18 protein-coding genes are annotated in these 16,752 nt (G+C 72.1%); 10 read left to right on the top strand and 8 right to left on the bottom strand.

What is annotated here, in order from left to right; translation table 11 throughout:
* Positions 1-152 precede the first annotated feature (152 nt).
* The 5 genes from ACZ7G3_RS04510 (at position 153) to ACZ7G3_RS04490 (ending at position 5,212) form a co-directional block, all read left to right on the top strand.
* Complete coding sequence (locus ACZ7G3_RS04510; protein ID WP_426599738.1) at positions 153-1,088, top strand: coiled-coil domain-containing protein; 936 nt, start codon at positions 153-155, stop codon at positions 1,086-1,088.
* Positions 1,089-1,184: 96 nt separating this feature from the next.
* Positions 1,185-2,162, top strand: coding sequence for an ABC transporter ATP-binding protein (locus ACZ7G3_RS04505; protein ID WP_470923145.1), 978 nt, complete (start codon positions 1,185-1,187; stop codon positions 2,160-2,162).
* Positions 2,159-2,935, top strand: a complete 777-nt coding sequence (locus ACZ7G3_RS04500; RefSeq protein ID WP_470923144.1) for an ABC transporter permease — start codon at positions 2,159-2,161, stop codon at positions 2,933-2,935. The genes ACZ7G3_RS04505 and ACZ7G3_RS04500 overlap by 4 nt, the downstream gene beginning before the upstream one ends.
* Before the next feature lie 142 nt (positions 2,936-3,077).
* The gene (locus tag ACZ7G3_RS04495) at positions 3,078-4,346 is read left to right on the top strand and encodes an ABC transporter ATP-binding protein (RefSeq protein ID WP_470923143.1); all 1,269 of its coding nucleotides are present in this window, start codon (positions 3,078-3,080) and stop codon (positions 4,344-4,346) included.
* Positions 4,343-5,212, top strand: coding sequence for an ABC-2 transporter permease (locus tag ACZ7G3_RS04490; protein WP_470923142.1), 870 nt, complete (start codon positions 4,343-4,345; stop codon positions 5,210-5,212). Before ACZ7G3_RS04495 ends, ACZ7G3_RS04490 begins: the two co-directional genes overlap by 4 nt.
* Positions 5,213-5,233: 21 nt before the next feature.
* Here ACZ7G3_RS04490 and ACZ7G3_RS04485 read toward each other — a convergent pair whose 3' ends face one another.
* Positions 5,234-5,566, bottom strand: a complete 333-nt coding sequence (locus ACZ7G3_RS04485) for an ATP/GTP-binding protein (protein WP_470923141.1) — start codon at positions 5,564-5,566, stop codon at positions 5,234-5,236.
* A 256-nt stretch (positions 5,567-5,822) separates the two neighbouring features.
* On the opposite strand from ACZ7G3_RS04485, the gene ACZ7G3_RS04480 reads away from it, so the two are divergent.
* Positions 5,823-6,851, top strand: coding sequence for an LLM class flavin-dependent oxidoreductase (locus tag ACZ7G3_RS04480; RefSeq protein WP_470923140.1), 1,029 nt, complete (start codon positions 5,823-5,825; stop codon positions 6,849-6,851).
* Between the two features lie 122 nt (positions 6,852-6,973).
* Here the strand turns inward: ACZ7G3_RS04480 and ACZ7G3_RS04475 are convergent, their stop codons facing one another.
* Positions 6,974-7,366: an SCO5389 family protein gene (locus ACZ7G3_RS04475; protein WP_055421911.1), complete on the bottom strand. Its 393-nt coding sequence runs from the start codon at positions 7,364-7,366 to the stop codon at positions 6,974-6,976.
* 280 nt (positions 7,367-7,646) lie between these two features.
* Between ACZ7G3_RS04475 and nucS the strand changes: the two genes are divergently transcribed.
* Positions 7,647-8,318 (top strand): endonuclease NucS, encoded by a 672-nt coding sequence (gene nucS, locus ACZ7G3_RS04470; RefSeq protein WP_053137172.1) that lies wholly within the window; start codon positions 7,647-7,649, stop codon positions 8,316-8,318.
* A gap of 92 nt (positions 8,319-8,410) precedes the next feature.
* Here nucS and ACZ7G3_RS04465 read toward each other — a convergent pair whose 3' ends face one another.
* The 4 genes from ACZ7G3_RS04465 to ACZ7G3_RS04450 form a co-directional block, all read right to left on the bottom strand.
* Positions 8,411-11,074 carry an ATP-binding protein gene (locus ACZ7G3_RS04465; protein WP_470923139.1) on the bottom strand — a complete coding sequence of 888 codons (2,664 nt, stop codon included), beginning with the start codon at positions 11,072-11,074 and terminating at the stop codon, positions 8,411-8,413.
* Positions 11,075-11,359: 285 nt separating this feature from the next.
* Positions 11,360-11,683, bottom strand: a complete 324-nt coding sequence (locus ACZ7G3_RS04460; RefSeq protein ID WP_279561763.1) for an STAS domain-containing protein — start codon at positions 11,681-11,683, stop codon at positions 11,360-11,362.
* A gap of 183 nt (positions 11,684-11,866) precedes the next feature.
* Complete coding sequence (locus tag ACZ7G3_RS04455) at positions 11,867-12,715, bottom strand: 3-hydroxyacyl-CoA dehydrogenase family protein (protein ID WP_470923138.1); 849 nt, start codon at positions 12,713-12,715, stop codon at positions 11,867-11,869.
* A 214-nt stretch (positions 12,716-12,929) separates the two neighbouring features.
* Positions 12,930-13,103 carry a hypothetical protein gene (locus ACZ7G3_RS04450; RefSeq protein ID WP_470923137.1) on the bottom strand — a complete coding sequence of 58 codons (174 nt, stop codon included), beginning with the start codon at positions 13,101-13,103 and terminating at the stop codon, positions 12,930-12,932.
* Positions 13,104-13,315: 212 nt separating this feature from the next.
* On the opposite strand from ACZ7G3_RS04450, the gene ACZ7G3_RS04445 reads away from it, so the two are divergent.
* Positions 13,316-13,888, top strand: coding sequence for a cob(I)yrinic acid a,c-diamide adenosyltransferase (locus tag ACZ7G3_RS04445; protein WP_362496964.1), 573 nt, complete (start codon positions 13,316-13,318; stop codon positions 13,886-13,888).
* Here the strand turns inward: ACZ7G3_RS04445 and ACZ7G3_RS04440 are convergent.
* A complete protein-coding gene (locus tag ACZ7G3_RS04440) occupies positions 13,885-14,064 on the bottom strand; it encodes a DUF5708 family protein (RefSeq protein ID WP_470923136.1) in 180 nt (59 codons plus the stop codon). The genes ACZ7G3_RS04445 and ACZ7G3_RS04440 overlap by 4 nt on opposite strands.
* Entirely contained in the window at positions 14,061-14,642 is a 582-nt protein-coding gene (locus ACZ7G3_RS04435) for a hypothetical protein (RefSeq protein WP_426599749.1), read from the bottom strand. The genes ACZ7G3_RS04440 and ACZ7G3_RS04435 overlap by 4 nt, the downstream gene beginning before the upstream one ends.
* Positions 14,643-14,794: 152 nt before the next feature.
* Here ACZ7G3_RS04435 and ACZ7G3_RS04430 point away from each other — a divergent pair, with 152 nt between their 5' ends.
* Both ACZ7G3_RS04430 and ACZ7G3_RS04425 read left to right on the top strand, forming a co-directional pair.
* Positions 14,795-15,991 carry a sensor histidine kinase gene (locus tag ACZ7G3_RS04430; RefSeq protein WP_470923135.1) on the top strand — a complete coding sequence of 399 codons (1,197 nt, stop codon included), beginning with the start codon at positions 14,795-14,797 and terminating at the stop codon, positions 15,989-15,991.
* Positions 15,988-16,629 carry a response regulator gene (locus ACZ7G3_RS04425; RefSeq protein WP_470923134.1) on the top strand — a complete coding sequence of 214 codons (642 nt, stop codon included), beginning with the start codon at positions 15,988-15,990 and terminating at the stop codon, positions 16,627-16,629. Before ACZ7G3_RS04430 ends, ACZ7G3_RS04425 begins: the two co-directional genes overlap by 4 nt.
* Positions 16,630-16,752 lie beyond the last annotated feature (123 nt).

Here is a 16,752-nt window from a genome sequence, read left to right as displayed (position 1 = left end):
CCTTGACCAGAACTTTGGCAAGCCATCCGAGGGTCAGCCACCCGAAAGAGGTGTCATTCTCCGTACCAAACGCGCATCCGCTCGATGACACACCGCGTTGGCGCCTAGGATTCCCTCTATCACCTCACCCGGTCTCTTTCGACAGGAACCCCATGAGCGACACTTCCCCCTACGGCTTCGAGCTTGTGCGGCGTGGGTACGACCGCGCTCAGGTGGACGAACGGATCTCCAAGCTCGTCTCCGACCGTGACAGCGCTCTCGCCCGCATCACCGCTCTGGAAAAGCGCATCGAGGAGCTCCACCTCGAGACCCAGAACGCCCAGGCCCAGGTCAACGACGCCGAGCCGTCGTACGCCGGTCTCGGCGCCCGGGTCGAGAAGATCCTGCGTCTCGCCGAGGAAGAGGCGAAGGACCTGCGTGAGGAGGCCCGGCGCGCCGCCGAGCAGCACCGCGAGCTCGCCGAGTCGGCGGCCCAGCAGGTGCGCAACGACGCGGAGTCGTACGCCGCGGAGCGCAAGGCCAAGGCAGAGGACGAGGGCGTCCGGATCGTCGAGAAGGCCAAGAGCGACGCCTCGCAGCTGCGCTCCGAGGCGCAGAAGGACGCGCAGTCCAAGCGCGAGGAGGCGGACGCCCTCTTCGAGGAGACCCGCGCCAAGGCCGCGCAGGCCGCCGCCGACTTCGAGACGAACCTCGCCAAGCGCCGCGAGCAGTCCGAGCGCGACCTGGCCTCCCGTCAGGCCAAGGCCGAGAAGCGCCTCGCGGAGATCGAGCACCGCGCGGAGCAGCTGCGTCTGGAGGCGGAGAAGCTGCGCACGGACGCCGAGCGCCGCGCCCGCCAGACCGTCGAGACGGCGCAGCGCCAGGCCGAGGACATCGTGGCCGACGCCAACGCGAAGGCGGACCGGATCCGTTCGGAATCGGAGCGCGAGCTCGCGGCCCTCACCAACCGCCGCGACTCCATCAACGCGCAGCTGACCAACGTGCGCGAGATGCTGGCGACCCTCACGGGCGCCGCGGTGGCCGCCGCCGGTACGCCGGCCGAGGACGAGCCGGTCTCCCGCGGGGTGCCGGCCCAGCAGTCCCGCTGACGCGGGGCGAACGCCGGCCGAACACGTACGGAACGAGGACGAAGTCCTCTGTCACTGGGGTGGCAGAGGACTTCGTCCCGTTCTAGCGTGGGCGCCATGATCGAGCTCGAGGGGCTGACCAAGCGGTACGGCGAGAAGGTGGCGGTCAACAACCTCTCCTTCACCGTCAGACCCGGCATCATCACGGGCTTCCTCGGGCCCAACGGCGCGGGCAAGTCGACCACCATGCGGATGGTGCTGGGCCTGGACCGGCCCACCGCGGGGGACGTCCGGATCGACGGCAAGCACTACGACCAGCTCAAGGACCCCCTGACGTACATCGGCGCCCTGCTGGAGGCCAAGGCCTGGCACGGCGGGCGCAGCGCCTACAACCACCTGCTCTGCCTCGCCCAGAGCAACGGCATTCCGGCGTCCCGGGTGCGCGAGGTCCTGGACACGGTCGGGCTCACCGCGGTCGCCCGGAAGAAGACCAAGGGCTTCTCCCTCGGCATGGGCCAGCGGCTCGGCATCGCCGGCGCGCTGCTCGGCGACCCGCGGATCCTGATGTTCGACGAGCCGGTCAACGGCCTCGACCCGGAGGGCATCCACTGGATCCGCAATCTGATGAAGACACTGGCCTCCCAGGGCCGTACGGTCTTCGTCTCCTCCCACCTGATGAGCGAGATGGCGCTGACCGCCGATCATCTGGTGGTCATCGGCCAGGGCAGGCTGCTGGCGGACACCTCGATGGCCGAGTTCATCGCGGAGAACTCGCGCAGTTACGTCCGGATCCGCACCCCGCAGCGCGAGCGGCTGCTCGACGTACTGCACGGCGACGGCATCACGGTCGTCGAGGCCGGCGCCGAGGCCCTGGAGGTGGACGGCGACACGTCCGAGGCGATCGGGGAGCTGGCGGCGCGGCACCAGATCGTGCTGCACGAGCTGAGCCCGCAGCGGGCCTCGCTGGAGGAGGCGTTCATGCGGCTGACCGCGGAGTCCGTGGAGTACCACGCGCACGACGGGCAGCCGCCCGGCGCGGTGCCGCCGCGGCGGCAGGAACGGCAGCAGTGGGGCAGCGACTGGAGGAAGGGATGAGCATGGCGGCGGCACAGGTCGTCCGGTCCGAGTGGACCAAGATCCGGTCGGTCGCGTCCACCGTGTGGACGCTGGGCCTCGCCGTGGTCGTCACCATCGCCCTCGGCATGCTGATCTCGGCGCTGTCGAAGAGCGAGTTCGACAACCTGAGCGAACGGGACCGGCTCTCCTTCGACCCGACCTTCATCAGCTTCGCCGGGACGAGCCTCGGCCAGCTGGCGATGATCGTGTTCGGGGTGCTGGTCGTGGGGAACGAGTACAGCTCCGGCATGATCCGCACCTCGCTGGCCGCCGTGCCGCAGCGCGGAACCTTCCTGTTCAGCAAGCTCGCGGTGGCCACGGGGCTCGCCCTCGTCGTGAGCATGGTCACCAGTTTCGCCACCTTCTTCCTCGGTCAGGCGATGCTCGGCGACCTCAGGGCGTCGATCGGCGATCCGGGCGTGCTGCGCGCGGTCATCGGCGGCGGCCTCTACATGACCTTGATCGCGATGTTCTCGATGGGCGTCGCCGCGATGCTGCGCTCGCCGATGCTGTCCCTGGGCATCCTGATGCCGTTCTTCTTCCTGATCTCCAACATCCTGGGCAACGTCCCGGCGACGGAGAAGATCGGCCGGTTCCTGCCCGACCAGGCCGGCAGCAAGATCATGCAGGTGGTCGCGCCGGTCGACGACGACGTGCCGTACGGCCCGTGGGGCGGACTCGGGATCATGGCGTTGTGGGTGATCGCGGCGCTCGTCGGCGGGTACCTTGTGCTGAAGAGGCGGGACGCGTGAGGACCGGGCAGACGCTGGACGGGTTCCCTCCGCGCCCGGATTTTGCCCGGGCTTGAACGGAACCGTCAGCGCCTCGATATCCTCCTAACCCTTACGGGGGCGTGTGCCCTGCTGTCCCTGAACCTTCCGATGGGTGCGGAGCATGATCGAGGCTGTCGGCCTGACCAAGCACTACGGCGACAAGACCGCTGTGTACAACCTCTCCTTCCAGGTACGGCCCGGCGCCGTCACCGGTTTCCTCGGGCCCAACGGCTCGGGCAAGTCGACGACGATGCGCATGATCCTCGGCCTGGACAACCCGACCTCCGGCCATGTGACGATCGGCGGCCACCCGTACCGCAAGCTGCCCAACGCCGCCCGGCAGGTCGGAGCGCTCCTCGACGCCAAGGCGGTGCACGGCGGCCGGTCCGCCCGCAACCACCTGCTGAGCCTGGCCCAGCTGTCGGGCATCCCGGCCCGGCGCGTGGACGAGGTGCTCGGCGTGGTCGGCCTCCAGGACGTGGCCCGGCGGCGTTCCAAGGGCTTCTCTCTCGGTATGGGCCAGCGGCTCGGCATCGCCGCGGCACTGCTCGGCGACCCCCAGGTGCTGCTGTTCGACGAGCCGGTCAACGGCCTCGACCCCGAAGGCATCCACTGGGTGCGCAACCTGATGAAGGCGCTCGCGGCGGAGGGCCGTACCGTCTTCGTCTCCTCGCACCTGATGAGCGAGATGGCGCTGACCGCCGACCACCTGATCGTCATCGGGCGCGGCCAGTTGCTCTCCGACATGAGCGTGAAGGACTTCATCTCGGCCAACTCCGCCGACTTCGCGCGCGTGCGGACACCGGACAGCGAGCCGCAGCTGCGGGAGAAGCTGACGTCCGCGCTGACCGAGGCCGGCGGGCACGTGATGCCCGAGCAGGACGGCGCGCTGCGGGTGACCGGTCTGGCGCTCCCCCGGATCAGCGACATCGCGCACGACACCGACGTACGGCTGTGGGAGCTGTCTCCGCACCAGGCCTCGCTGGAGGAGGCCTACATGCGGATGACCCAGGGCGCCGTCGACTACCGGTCGACCGCCGACCAGAAGGCCGGACTCCAGCAGCCGCTGCCGCCCGGCGCGCAGCCGCCGATGCCGGTGCCCGGCCAGGGCCAGCCCGGCTGGTACGCCCCGCCCCCGCCCCAGCAGGGCGGTCAGCCCTTCGCGGCGCCCCCGGGCGCGCCGGGCCAGGCCCCCGCGGGAGCGTACGGCGGCGCCCCGGTCGCGCCCGGCGCGGTTCCGGGCGGCCCGCCCGTCAACCCGTACGCGGCACAGCAGGCTCCCCAGGCGCCCGCACCCGCCTCCGCACCGCCCGGCACCGCCCCCTCACCCGCCCACGCGCCCGCGCCCGCGCCCGTCACCGACCCGACCAAGCCCGAGGACGCCCGATGAGCACGCCCCAGCCCCCGACGCAGCAGGCCGCACCCGACTGGCAGGCGGCGCCCGGTTCGCCGTACCCGACCTACACGTCGCCGATCCCGGTGGTGCGCACGCACCTCGGGCACGCGGTCGCCTCCGAGTGGACGAAGATCAAGTCGGTGCGCTCGACGATGTGGACGCTGGGCGTGTTCGTCCTGCTGGTCCTCGGTATCGGGCTGCTGACCGGCCTGGTGGTGGCGAGCTCCTCGCCCGACCTCTCCGGAGCGAACGGGCTGGAGCTGGGCTTCTTCGGACTGCTCCTCGGCAGCATCTGCGTCATCACGCTCGGTGTGCTGACCACCGCCTCGGAGTACGGCACCGGCATGGTACGGACCACGATGACGGCCTGTCCGAGCCGCAGCCGGGTCCTCGCGGCGAAGGCGATCGTGTTCTTCCTGGTGGCGTTCGCCGTGACGCTGGTGTGCACGGCTCTCGTCGCCCTCGTGCACACGGCGCTCCTGGACGGCACCGGGGCCGAGGCCCCCACCGGCGGCGAGTGGCTGAAGGCCACGGTCGGCGTCTCGCTCTACATCGCGCTGCTCGGACTGCTGTCGCTCGCCATCGGCTCGGTCATCCGGCACTCCGCGGGCGCCATCACCATCATGATCGGGACGCTGCTCGCCCCGCTGGTGATCGCGTTGTTCATGTTCACGGAGTCGCTCAAGGACGTGCAGCAGGCACTGTTCGAGTACTCGATCCCCAACCAGATGAGCATCTTCTACGCCAACTCGCTCAGCGACTCCGGCCCGTCCGGCTGGGACCCGCTGTGGATCATGCTCGGCGTGACGGCCGCCGCGTTCGCCGGCGCGTTGGCGCTGCTGGAGAAGCGGGACGTGTAAGAGCGGAACGTGTAGGAACGCTCAGAACCTCGGCGCGTTACGGGACCGCTGCACCCTCGTGGTGCGGCGGTCCTTCGCGTTCCAGCAGGCCTTGTGCCAGTGCCGGCGGTCGTCGACGCCCGAGTGCGCCGGCCATGCCACCACGTGCGGGACGCCGCCCGGGATGAGCTGGTCGCAGCCCGGGCAGCGGTACGACTTGCCCTGGGCGCTCGCGCCCGCCACATGCCGTACGCTCCAGTCGTCGCCCTGCCAGCTCTCCGACGACTGCCGGCCGCCGTAGCGGCCGGAGCCGTCCTCCTCGGCGCTCCGGCCGGACGAACCGGCTCCCTTGGGTCGGTTGCGACGCGGGGACACAGAACACCTCACGGAGCTATACAGGAAGTACGGGCGGCGTCCAGCCTACGCGGCACGGACAGGGGTACACGTACGCCCGCGACCGTCCCGACTCCCCCCGTGCCGGGCTGTCGCGGGGGCCCTGGCGGCCCCTCCACAACGGCCGATTCTGTAGACAATCCGCCAATCCCTCCGCCCGACCGTGTCCTCGGCACGTGTCAGACGGTTATGCCCTGCGGGGGAGCTCCGTGTCGGAGCCGAGGAAGCAGGAAGAGCGATGCGCGTAGGAAGTTTCGTGTTGGGCGCCCAGTTCCCGGGCCAGGGCCAGGGGGAGGCGCTGCACCGCGCGGTCCGCTCGGCCGAGGTCGCCGAGGAGGCGGGGCTCGACACGGTCTGGCTGGCCGAACACCACTTCGTGCCCTACGGCACGTGCCCGTCGGCCGTCACGCTGGCCGCACTGCTGCTGGGCCGCACCCGCCGCATCCGGGTCGGCACCGCGGTCAGCGTCCTGCCCACCGCCCACCCCGTGACGCTCGGCGAGCAGGCCGCGCTGCTGCACGTCACGAGCGGCGGCCGGTTCTCGCTGGGCGTGGGCCGGGGCGGCCCGTGGGTGGACCTGGAGGTGTTCGGCGCGGGCCTGGAGGCGTACGAGGAGGGCTTTCCGGAGTCACTCGATCTGCTGGTCCGCTGGCTGCGCGAACCGTCCGTCGGTGCCTCGGGCGAACGCTTCCGGTTCCGCGAGGTACCCGTCGTACCGCGCCCGTCGGAGTCCCTGACGGAGGGCGCGGGCCCCGAGGTCGTCGTCGCCTGCACGTCCCCGGCCAGCGTGCGCACGGCGGCCGAGCGAGGGCTGCCCATGCTGCTCGGCATGCACATCGGGGACGAGGAGAAGACCGAGATGGTCGCCCTGTGGCGTGAGCACGCCCGCGCGGCCGGACGGCCGGCGGCGGAGATCCACCGCGCGGCCCATGTGTCGGCCGGCGTCTGCCAGATCGCGGACCGCCGCACGGACGCGGCGGAGACCCTGCTCAAGGCGATGCCGGGCTGGCTGCGGCAGGGGCTGGACGCCCACGTCACGGTGGACGGCCGCACCCGGCGGATGCGCGACCCGTACGCGTACACCGAACTGCTCTGCGGACTGCATCCGGTGGGTCCGCCCCGGCTGTGCGCGGACCGGCTCGCGGCGACCGGCGAGCGGACCGGCATCAGCCGCTTCGCCCTGCTCGTCGAGGGGTCCGGAGATCTCGCGGCGACCGAGGAGAACGTCCGGCGGCTCGGGGCCGAGGTACTCCCCCAGCTCCGCTGACCGCGCCGGCGACGGACACCCGGGCGACGCCCGCGAGGGGCCCCGCCCCCTGCCGGACAGCTTGCCGCTCCGGTACGAACTGCACCTCCCTCGTACGGAACGGCAAGCGGACCACCGCCGCGTCAGCAGTCGCGGAACTCGGGCGACTGGTTCAGTACCTGGCTGCGTACCGAGGTGAATCGGGTCAGCTTCTCGTCGACGGAGGAGTCCAACGGGAACACCGCCACCCGGTGGCAGTTCTGGAAGGCCAGCCGCACCCCGAAGTGCCGCTGCAGTGCACCGCGTATGGCGTCACTGGCCAGCGCACGCAGCAGCTGACCGCGTGCCTGCTCGTCCGGCGGGGGCGTCTGGTTGTCGGCGAACGCACCGCCGTCGACCTTCAGCTGTGCCACCAGGGAGCTGACCATCTCCCATGCGTAGGGCAGGGAAGTCCGGACGCAGTCGACGAAGGCTGCTTCGTCGACCTCGCCTCGCTCGGCCTGTTCGAGTAGGGCCGGTGAGACGTCGAGCGACATGAGTTCTCCTCTCGCACCCCCGACTGGCAGGGGTTGCCGGACAGTTGAGGGAGGGCGCGATATTGAACACACTGTGTACACACCTCGCGACCTCCCGTTCAATACCGTAAGCAACCGATCGTGACCGCACCAGGAGAATGGCTATATGGGCACCATCGGGTAGGCGCACAATCGGCCAGTGTGCAAGGTGGGGCCAATGGGAGAAGTGGGACAGCGCGCGGGGTCGCCGCGGCACGGGCGAATCGCGTCGGACCGGGCGCGTCGAGTAGCGTTGCCGACCATGCGTCTCGTCATTGCCCGCTGCTCCGTCGACTACGCCGGACGGCTCACCGCCCACCTGCCCTCGGCTCCCCGGCTGATCCTGGTCAAGGCGGACGGCAGCGTCTCGATCCACGCCGACGACCGGGCCTACAAGCCCCTCAACTGGATGTCGCCGCCCTGCACCCTGAAGGAGGGCACGGGCGAGGAGGAAGGCGTCTGGACCGTCGTCAACAAGGCGGGCGAGAAGCTCATCATCACGATGGAGGAGATCCTCCACGACTCCTCGCACGAGCTGGGCGTCGATCCCGGTCTGATCAAGGACGGCGTGGAAGCGCACCTCCAGGAGCTGCTCGCCGACCGTATCGAGACGCTGGGCGAGGGCTACACCCTCATCCGCCGCGAGTACATGACCGCCATCGGCCCCGTCGACATCCTGTGCCGGGACGCCGAGGGCCGGACCGTCGCGGTGGAGATCAAGCGGCGCGGCGAGATCGACGGCGTGGAGCAGCTCACCCGCTATCTGGAGCTGCTGAACCGCGACCCCCATCTCGCCCCGGTGCGCGGCGTCTTCGCCGCGCAGGAGATCAAGCCGCAGGCCCGCGTGCTCGCCACGGACCGCGGCATCGGCTGCCAGGTACTGGACTACAACGCCATGCGGGGCATCGAGGACGACAAGCTGCGGTTGTTCTGAGCTTCCGCGTCACGTCACATCACCCGCGAGAGGGCCGGGTCCGTGCGACGGACCCGGCCCTCTCGTGCGGTCACCCGCCGTCCCGGCGACGGTCAGATGATCTGGTTCGTCGCCGGTCCCGATCCACTCGGCGTGCCGGGGCCCGTGCCGCTCGTCCCGGTGCTGCTCTGCGAGGCGGTCACGGTGCCGGCCGGGGAGCTGGGCGGCGTGACGGGGCCGCTGGCGCTGTTGGACGTCTCCGGGCTCGACGGCGCGGGCGGCTCCGTGTCGGTGGGGGTGTCCCCGGGGGTGGTGGGCTCCTCCGTCGGCGTGGTGGGGTCGGGGTCCGGCTCGGTGTCGGTGGGCTTCGGCGAGGTCGGGTCCGGCGGCGGCTCGTTGGACGTGGGCGGCTTGGACGACGAGGTCGGGCCGTCCGGCTCCCCGGAGTCGCCCGGGTCTTCCGAGCCCGGGTCGTCGGGCTCGCCCGACGTGCTCGCGTCGTCCGACGGCAGTGCCGAATCCGTCGGCGTCGGGTCGTCCGACGTGCCGAGGGTGCCGTCCGGGCCGGGGTCGGTCGGCCGGGCGGTGGCCCCGCGGGTGTCGTCCGAGCCCTCGCCGTCGTTCCTCGGCCGGTCGGCGCCCAGACTGCCGTCGTCGACGCCCTGGCTGGCCGACGGGTTGACGCCGACCTGGTCGGACGGATCACCGGCGTCGTTCTCGGACGTGGCGCCGAGCGTCACCACCGTGCCGAGCACGGCGACGAGCAGGGCGCCCGCTCCGGCGGCCACCAGATTGCGCCGCGCGAAGCCCTTGATGTTCACGCCCGCCTTGCGGGACGGCCCGGTGGACGGGTCCCGGCTGGTGACCAGGGTCGGTGACTGCACGGGCGCCTGGAGCGGCGGGAAGGGCGCGGGCACGCCCGCGGGCGGCGACGCCGACTCCTCGTTCCGTGCGTCGGGCACCTCCTCCCCCGCGGTCGGGCCGAGGCCGACGACGCCGAGTCCGGCAGCGGCCCCCGCTCCTCCGAACGCGCCCGCGCCGGTGCCGAGGCCGGGCGTGTCCCCGCTCCGGTCGGCGACCAGCGCGAGGGCACGGCGGCCCGCGACGGCGCCGCGCTTGTCGGAGAGCGCGCCGCGCAGCCCGATGGAGGCCTCCAGCTCGGCACGGGCCCGGTCGAGCTGTCCCTCGCACAGCGCGAGGACGCCGAGTTCGTGGTGGAAGTAGGCCTGCTCGGCGACGTCACCGGCGAGCCTGGAGGCCTCGGTGCCGGAGCGCAGCGCCCGTTCCCAGGCGCTCCAGTGCAGCCCGGCGGCGAACGCCGGTGCCGCGGTGCGGGCCAGCAGGACGGCGGGGCTCTCCGTGCCGTCCGCGGGCGGGGTCGTCGCCGGCACCAGCACGGCGAGGGCGGCCAGGACGGCGTCGGCCTCGGCGCAGACCCGCTCCGGGGTGACCGAGGGATGCCCGGCCCACCAGGCATAGTGCTGGGCGGCGGCCAGCGCGTTCTCCCGCACGCCGTCGGCGTATCCGGCGCTCTCCAGCTGGGTGAGCACCCCGGCGGCGAGCCGGTAGCGGGAGCCGACCGGCGAGACCAGCCCGCAGTCGGTCAGCTCACCGAGGGCGGCGTCCGCGTGGGTGTCGCCGACCAGGGCGGGCAGGTGCGCCTGGTGCGGCACCTCGCCGCCGAGCGCGACGGCCAGCTCCAGGGTGGTGCGCGCGGAGGCGCTCAGCCGGGAGGCGAGGAGCGGCGCGGGCGCGGCGGCCTCCCCGAGGGACGGCAGGGGCACCTCGTCGGCCTCGGCGGCGTCGTAGGGCGTGTCGTCGGCGGGGCGGGCGTCGGCGAAGACGCCGAACTCGTCGACGGCGTCGGCGCCGGCCCGCTGCCGGTCGCGCCGGCGCAGCAGGGCGCCGGCCTGGACGAAGCGCAGCGGCAGGCCCTCGGACTCGAACCAGAGGTCGCCGGCCCAGTTGGCCTCCTCCTCGGTGAGGGTCCGGCCGGCGGCGCGCTCCAGCAGTTCCACGCCGTCCGAGCGGTCCAGGCCGGTGAGGAAGACCTCCTCGACGGCCGAGTCGGCGGACGGGGCGGGCACCTCCGGGGTGGCGCCGATGAGCCACGCGCACTCGGGGGTGGCGTCCAGCAGCTCGTCGAGGGCGGTGCCGCCGAACTCGATGTCGTCCAGGACGACGACCGCGCCGACCTCCCGGAGCCGGCCGAGCAGGTCGTCGCGGTCCGGGCGGTGCAGGGGCGCGCGGTGGACGGCGTAGAAGAGGTCGTGGAGCAGGTCGTCGGCCGTGCGGTGGAAGCCGTTGAGCCGGACGACGCCGTCGGGCGCGAGGCCCGAGCAGTCCTCGGCGACGACGTCGAGGAGGCTGGTGCGGCCGGAGCCGGCGGGGCCGGTGAGGCGGACGGAGCGGCCGCGGGCGAGCAGCCGCACCAGTCGCTCGCGTTCGTCCTCGCGGGCCAGCAGGCCCAGCACGGTCCGGACCGGTCCCGGTGGGACGGGCGGCCTCGCGGCGCGCTCGGCCTCGGCGCGTTCGGCCGTGGTGAGCTTCTCGGGCCGGGCGGGCCGCTCCGCGGGCGGGCAGACCTCGATCTCGCTGCCGTCGACGGGGTTGACGGTGAGCAGGAAGTCGCCGGACACCAGTTGCACCGTGCGGGCGAGCGCGGGCGCGGGCTGTCCGAAGTCGGAGGTGAGCGGGTCCCTGGGCGGGCGCGGGCGCGGCGTCCGGTGGTCGCCGTCTTGGCCGTGCTCCTCGGGTCCCCGGTTGTTCGGGTCCATAGGTTCAAGCCCCCAAAAGCGTCGTGTGCGGGCCCCGGTCGGGGCCACCCCTCCCGGCCTTGCCGCACACCGCGCTGTCGCTTCTGGTCCGGGCCCGCCAGTGGGTTCTCGAGACAGCGGGCAGCCAGACCCTAAACCTTCGCTCAGTATCTCCGACAGTCCGGGGTGCCGACCCGTCCAAGACGTCACAGTCTCGTGAGGATTGCGTGTGTCGGGCGTTTGTCGGCCGGTTCGCCGAGTGGTGTCCGGCCTCCCCGGTCCACCGCACCACACCGGCCAGCGGCGTCACACCCGGGGCAGGGTCTCCACGCCGATGCCGCCCTCGATGGCCAGGATCCGGTGCAGCCGGGTGGCCACCAGCAGGCGCTGCATCTGCGGCGGCACACCGCGCAGCACCAGCCGCCGGCCGCAGCGCCCGGCCCGCCGGTGGGCTCCCATGATCACGCCGAGTCCGGTGGCGTCCCAGGAGTCCAGTTCGGTCAGGTCCAGCACCAGGTCGCCGACTCCGTCGTCGACGGCCGAGTGCAGGACCGTACGGGCGTCCGCCGCGCTACGGACGTCGAGGCGGCCCCCGACGACCAGCTCGACGTGGTCGCCCCTGATGTGCATATGCGCTCCCCGGCGTGCGTCTTTGTCGTCTCTTCGATTCTTCGTGACGGTTCTTCGTCTGGTCTCTCTGCGGCATCGGGTGTTGCAACCTCTGACTGGCCGAAACGACCGGAGGTTGCCGCCTGTAAGCGAACCGATACCGAATTCACCCCGGCGTGTGACGTTTCCGGGGCTGATGCGACCTCAGTGCTTGTAGAAGCCCTGCCCGCTCTTGCGGCCGATGTCACCGGCGTCCACCATCCGGCGCATCAGCTCCGGCGGGGCGAACTTCTCGTCCTGGGACTCGGTGTAGATGTTGCCGGTGGCGTGCAGCAGGATGTCGACGCCCGTCAGGTCGGCGGTGGCCAGCGGTCCCATGGCGTGGCCGAAGCCCAACTTACAGGCGAGGTCGATGTCCTCGGCGGTGGCGACGCCCGACTCGTACAGCTTCGCGGCCTCGACGACGAGGGCGGAGATGAGGCGGGTGGTCACGAAGCCCGCCACGTCGCGGTTGACGACGATGCACGTCTTGCCGGTGGACTCGGCGAACTCCCGCGCGGTGGCGAGCGTTTCGTCGCTGGTCTTGTAGCCGCGCACCAGCTCGCACAGCCGCATCATCGGGACCGGTGAGAAGAAGTGGGCGCCGACGACCCGTTCGGGGCGCTCCGTCACGGCCGCGATCTTGGTGATCGGAATGGCGGAGGTGTTGGACGCGAGGATCGCCTCGTCCTTCACCAGCTTGTCGAGCGCGCGGAAGATCTCGTGCTTGACTTCCAGCTTCTCGAAGACCGCCTCGACGACGACGTCCGCGTCGGCGGCGGCGTCCAGGTCGGTGGTCGGGGTGATGCGCGCGAGGGCGGCCTCGGCGTCGTCGGCGGTGAGCTTCCCCTTGGCCACGAACTTGTCGTACGAGGCCCTGATGCCGTCGGTGCCGCGCCGCAGCGCCTCGTCGGTGACGTCGCGCAGGACGACGTCCCAGCCCGCCTGGGCGGAGACCTGGGCGATTCCGGACCCCATGAGACCGGCTCCGATGACGGCGAGCTTCCGTGCCACTGTGCGACTCCCCTGATACAGGCTGTCCTTGAGGGCCTGCCGGGCACATCGTGCCGCGTCCGCGGGGTCCGCCACTTTCCAGCGACCTGGTCCGCCGCACAGGCTCATGTCTTCTCGGCCGGAGATTATCGGGAGCGAAGGGCTGTGTGACCGGTTAGTAACGCGCGTCACGTCTCAAATGACGGACATCACACCGCGGGAGGGCGTCCGGGCGTCAGCCCGCGCCCCGTACGGCGTAGTTGAGCACCTTCCCACTCAGCAGCTCCGCCGTCTCGTCCAGCAGCACGGGCATGCCGCGGGAGTCCTCCGACGGCTGCCCGCCCGCGAGCACGCGCTCCCCGATGGCCGCGACGACCGTCCCGGGGAGCCGGTCGACCTGATCTGTCATCAGGGCGGGCGCCGTGTCGTCGTCTGGACGTGCTCTCGCACCCTGATGCCGTTCCGCCATCCGGTCGACGCGGTGCGGGACGCCTGCGTCGGCGGCTACGCGCCGGCGCACACCCGCTACGGCGCCCTGGTCGCCGCAGCCTTCACCGCACCGGCCGTGACGGTGGGGCACACACGTGTTCCGTACCACCGGGGCGTAACTACGCTGGCCCCATGGTCAACCTGACGCGCATCTACACCCGGACCGGCGACCAGGGCACCACCGCCCTCGGTGACATGAGCCGGGTCCCCAAGACCGACCTGAGGATCTCCGCGTACGCCGACGCCAACGAGGCGAACGCGGTGATCGGCACGGCGATCGCCCTCGGCGGCCTGCACGAGGAGGTCGTCAAGGTCCTCGTCCGCGTCCAGAACGACCTGTTCGACGTGGGCGCGGACCTGTCCACGCCGGTGGTGGAGAACCCGGAGTACCCACCGCTGCGGGTCGAGCAGTTCTACGTCGACAAGCTGGAGGCGGACTGCGACCGCTTCCTCGCCGAGGTGGAGAAGCTCCGCTCCTTCATCCTGCCCGGCGGCACGCCCGGCGCCGCCCTGCTGCACCAGGCGTGCACGGTGGTCCGCCGGGCCGAGCGCTCCACGTGGGCGGCGCTGGAAGTCCACGGCGAGACGATGAACCCGCTCACCGCGACCTACCTCAACCGCCTCTCCGACCTGCTCTTCATCCTGGCCCGCGTGGCCAACAAGGAGGTCGGGGACGTGCTGTGGGTGCCGGGCGGGGAGCGCTAGCCGCTCTGCCGGCGCGCCGACCGGAACAGGCCCCAGGCGGTCTGCGCGCCGCCGACGCACATCATCACGATGCCGACCTTGGCCAGGTCGACGCCGGGGACGTCCACGTCCCCGGCGAACAGCGACAGGACGAGGCCGGCCAGGAAGGTGGCCCCGCCCTCCCACAGGTGCCTCACCGGCCCGCTCCTTCCTTCTCCCACTCGGGCGCGGCCGTCGGACCGGCCGGGGCCTTCTTCGGCCAGATCGCGTACGTCAGTGCGACCAGGCCGTGGATGCCGGCCGCGCGCCAGGCCGTGTACTGCCAGCTCTCCAGGGAGCCGGTGCGGCTCGGGTCGTCGACGTACCACATGGCGGCCTGGAGCAGCGCGGTCGCCACGGCGGCGGCGATCAGCGTGCCGAGCCACACCTTGCCCTCGTGCAGGGCGCGGGCCATGCCGTAGCGCGGCGGGCCGGCCGGTTTCGGCGCGCCGCCCAGCCGGTGGGCGGCGTGGCCGTCGAGCCACTTCACGGTGCGGTGGCCGTGCCCCACGGTGTAGCCGATGTACACGGCCGCCAGACCGTGCTTCCAGCTCGGGTCGGCACCGTTCTTCAGGTCCAGCGCCGTGACGACCAGGAGCACGACCTCCAGCAGCGGCTCGCACAGCAGCAGCGCCATACCCGCGCGTTCCTTTTTCAGCAGGTATCGGACGGACAGTCCGGCCGCCAGAAGTACCCAGAAGCCGATCTCGCAGACGATGATCAGTGTGACGATCACGGTTCGCTCCTTTCGATCGCTCTTCCAGGCTGCCGTCCGGATCGGGCCGGGTCGTCGTCGCCGGTGACGAACCTCCGGTACATCGAAAGATGCAGCGCGGGACCCTACTCCGGGACAAAGCGAGCGGGACGCGGGCCGTGTTGGATGGTGGCATGGCCGTACGACTCCCCCGCCCGCACCGCTTCGACGTGTACGCCGCGTCGGCCGGTCTGCTCGGCGGGCTGCTGCTGTGGGGCATCGGTCTGGGCGTTCGGCCCGGCGACGAGCCGTACGTGCTGTTCGCCGGCGGCTGGCCCCTGCTGGTCCCGCTCGCCGTCATGGCGGGCTGCGAGCTGCTGCGCCGGGCCGCACCGCGCACCGCCCTGCAGGTCGGCACGGCCGCGCTGATCTCGGACCTCTTCACCCAGGGCAGCCTCGTCACGGTGATCATGTACACCGACGTGATGTACGCCGCCGTGCTGTACGGCCCGCCCGCCATGGCCCGCCGCGTCCCGTGGATCACCGGGCTGCTCACGGTGGCCGGAACGGTGGTGCCGTTCACGCTCTGGCGGGTGCCCGAGGCGCTGCTGATCGGTGTCGCCGTCGGGGTGGTGTCGTTCGCACCCGCCTCCACCGGGCTGATCGTGCGCAGTCACCGCGAGGCCGCCGACGCCGCCCTGCTGCGCGCCGAGCAGACCGCGCTGCTGGCCGAGATGGACCGGGTGCAGGCGGTGACCGCGGAACGTTCCCGGATGGCCCGCGAACTGCACGACATGGTCGCCAACCACCTCTCCGCCATCGCCATCCACTCCACCGCCGCCCTCTCCCTGGACGACCCGGCGACCACCCGGCAGGCGCTCGGCGTCATCCGCGAGAACAGTGTCGAAGGGCTCGCCGAGATGCGACGGCTGATCGGCATCCTGCGGGACGACAGCGCGGACAAGGAGCCGGCCGCCGCCCCCACCCTCGACGGCCTCGGAGCACTGGTCGACGGCGCCCGCGCCAACGGGCTCGACGTCACCCTGGAGACGGTGTCCGGCGAGGGCCTGCCCGCGCCGGTCGAGCTGGCCGCGTACCGGATCGTGCAGGAGTCGCTCACCAACGCGCTCAAGCACGCCGCGCAGGGGACGGTACGGGTCGCGCTCACCCGGCGCGACGGCGTCCTGAGCGTCCGGGTGACCAGTCCCTACGGCGACGGGGAAGCCCCCCGTGCGCCCGGCTCCGGTGCCGGTCTGGTCGGCATGCGGGAGCGGGCCGCGCTGCTGCGCGGCACCTTCGAGGCCGGGCCGGTGGCGGACCCCGACTCGGCCGGCGGCAAGATCTGGACCGTCCGCGCCACCCTGCCCCTGACCGAAGGAGACCTGCCATGATCCGCGTCCTCGTCGCCGAGGACCAGTCCGCCGTCCGCGCGGGACTGGTGCTGATCCTCGGCAGCGCACCGGACATCGAGGTGGTCGCGGAGGCGGCGGACGGCGAGCAGGCCGTGGCGCTGGCCCGGGAGCTGCGGCCCGACCTGGTGCTGATGGACGTCCAGATGCCGCGCATGGACGGGGTGTCGGCGACCCGGCTGGTGGTCGCCGAGCGGCTCGCCGACGTCCTGGTGCTGACCACGTTCGACCTGGACGAGTACGTCTTCGGGGCGCTGCGGGCCGGGGCCGCCGGGTTCCTGCTGAAGAACACGGAGGCGCGGGACCTCCTGGCGGCCGTGCGTACGGTGGCGGGCGGCGAGGGGATCGTCGCCCCGGCCGTCACCCGGCGTCTGATCGCCGAGTTCGCCGCGAAGCCGGTCCGGGAGCGGACCGCCGATCCGGCGGTGCTGAAGGACCTGACCCGGCGCGAGCGCGAGGTCCTGGCCTGTCTCGGCGAGGGGCTCTCCAACGCGGCGATCGCCGAGCGGCTGGGCATGGCCGAGGCCACGGTCAAGACGCACGTGAGCCGGCTGCTGGGGAAGCTGGAGCTCCGCAGCCGGGTGCAGGCGGCGGTGCTGGCGCAGGAGTTGGGCGTCTAGGGCGCCGTCCCCGTCGCGCCCCGGTGCCGGGTCCGGAGCGGCCGCCCCGGCTGCGCGCTCGCGCCGAGCCCCGAGCACCGAGCACCGAGCACCGAGCACCGAGCACCGAGCACCCGCCCGATG

The organism is Streptomyces sp. NPDC037271 (assembly GCF_055603605.1).
This window is presented reverse-complemented; position numbering and strand designations above follow the sequence as displayed.

Bases quoted from the DNA above. Each gene is read 5' to 3' on its own strand.
- ACZ7G3_RS04495 (WP_470923143.1), top strand. From the start codon at position 3,078: ATGATCGAGGCTGTCGGCCTGACCAAGCACTACGGCGACAAGACCGCT.
- ACZ7G3_RS04490 (WP_470923142.1), top strand. From the start codon at position 4,343: ATGAGCACGCCCCAGCCCCCGACGCAGCAGGCCGCACCCGACTGGCAG.
- ACZ7G3_RS04430 (WP_470923135.1), top strand. From the start codon at position 14,795: ATGGCCGTACGACTCCCCCGCCCGCACCGCTTCGACGTGTACGCCGCG.
- ACZ7G3_RS04450 (WP_470923137.1), bottom strand. From the start codon at position 13,103: ATGACAGATCAGGTCGACCGGCTCCCCGGGACGGTCGTCGCGGCCATC.
- ACZ7G3_RS04460 (WP_279561763.1), bottom strand. From the start codon at position 11,683: ATGCACATCAGGGGCGACCACGTCGAGCTGGTCGTCGGGGGCCGCCTC.
- ACZ7G3_RS04425 (WP_470923134.1), top strand. From the start codon at position 15,988: ATGATCCGCGTCCTCGTCGCCGAGGACCAGTCCGCCGTCCGCGCGGGA.
- nucS (WP_053137172.1), top strand. From the start codon at position 7,647: ATGCGTCTCGTCATTGCCCGCTGCTCCGTCGACTACGCCGGACGGCTC.
- ACZ7G3_RS04445 (WP_362496964.1), top strand. From the start codon at position 13,316: ATGGTCAACCTGACGCGCATCTACACCCGGACCGGCGACCAGGGCACC.
- ACZ7G3_RS04500 (WP_470923144.1), top strand. From the start codon at position 2,159: ATGAGCATGGCGGCGGCACAGGTCGTCCGGTCCGAGTGGACCAAGATC.
- ACZ7G3_RS04505 (WP_470923145.1), top strand. From the start codon at position 1,185: ATGATCGAGCTCGAGGGGCTGACCAAGCGGTACGGCGAGAAGGTGGCG.
- ACZ7G3_RS04480 (WP_470923140.1), top strand. From the start codon at position 5,823: ATGCGCGTAGGAAGTTTCGTGTTGGGCGCCCAGTTCCCGGGCCAGGGC.
- ACZ7G3_RS04510 (WP_426599738.1), top strand. From the start codon at position 153: ATGAGCGACACTTCCCCCTACGGCTTCGAGCTTGTGCGGCGTGGGTAC.
- ACZ7G3_RS04475 (WP_055421911.1), bottom strand. From the start codon at position 7,366: ATGTCGCTCGACGTCTCACCGGCCCTACTCGAACAGGCCGAGCGAGGC.
- ACZ7G3_RS04465 (WP_470923139.1), bottom strand. From the start codon at position 11,074: ATGGACCCGAACAACCGGGGACCCGAGGAGCACGGCCAAGACGGCGAC.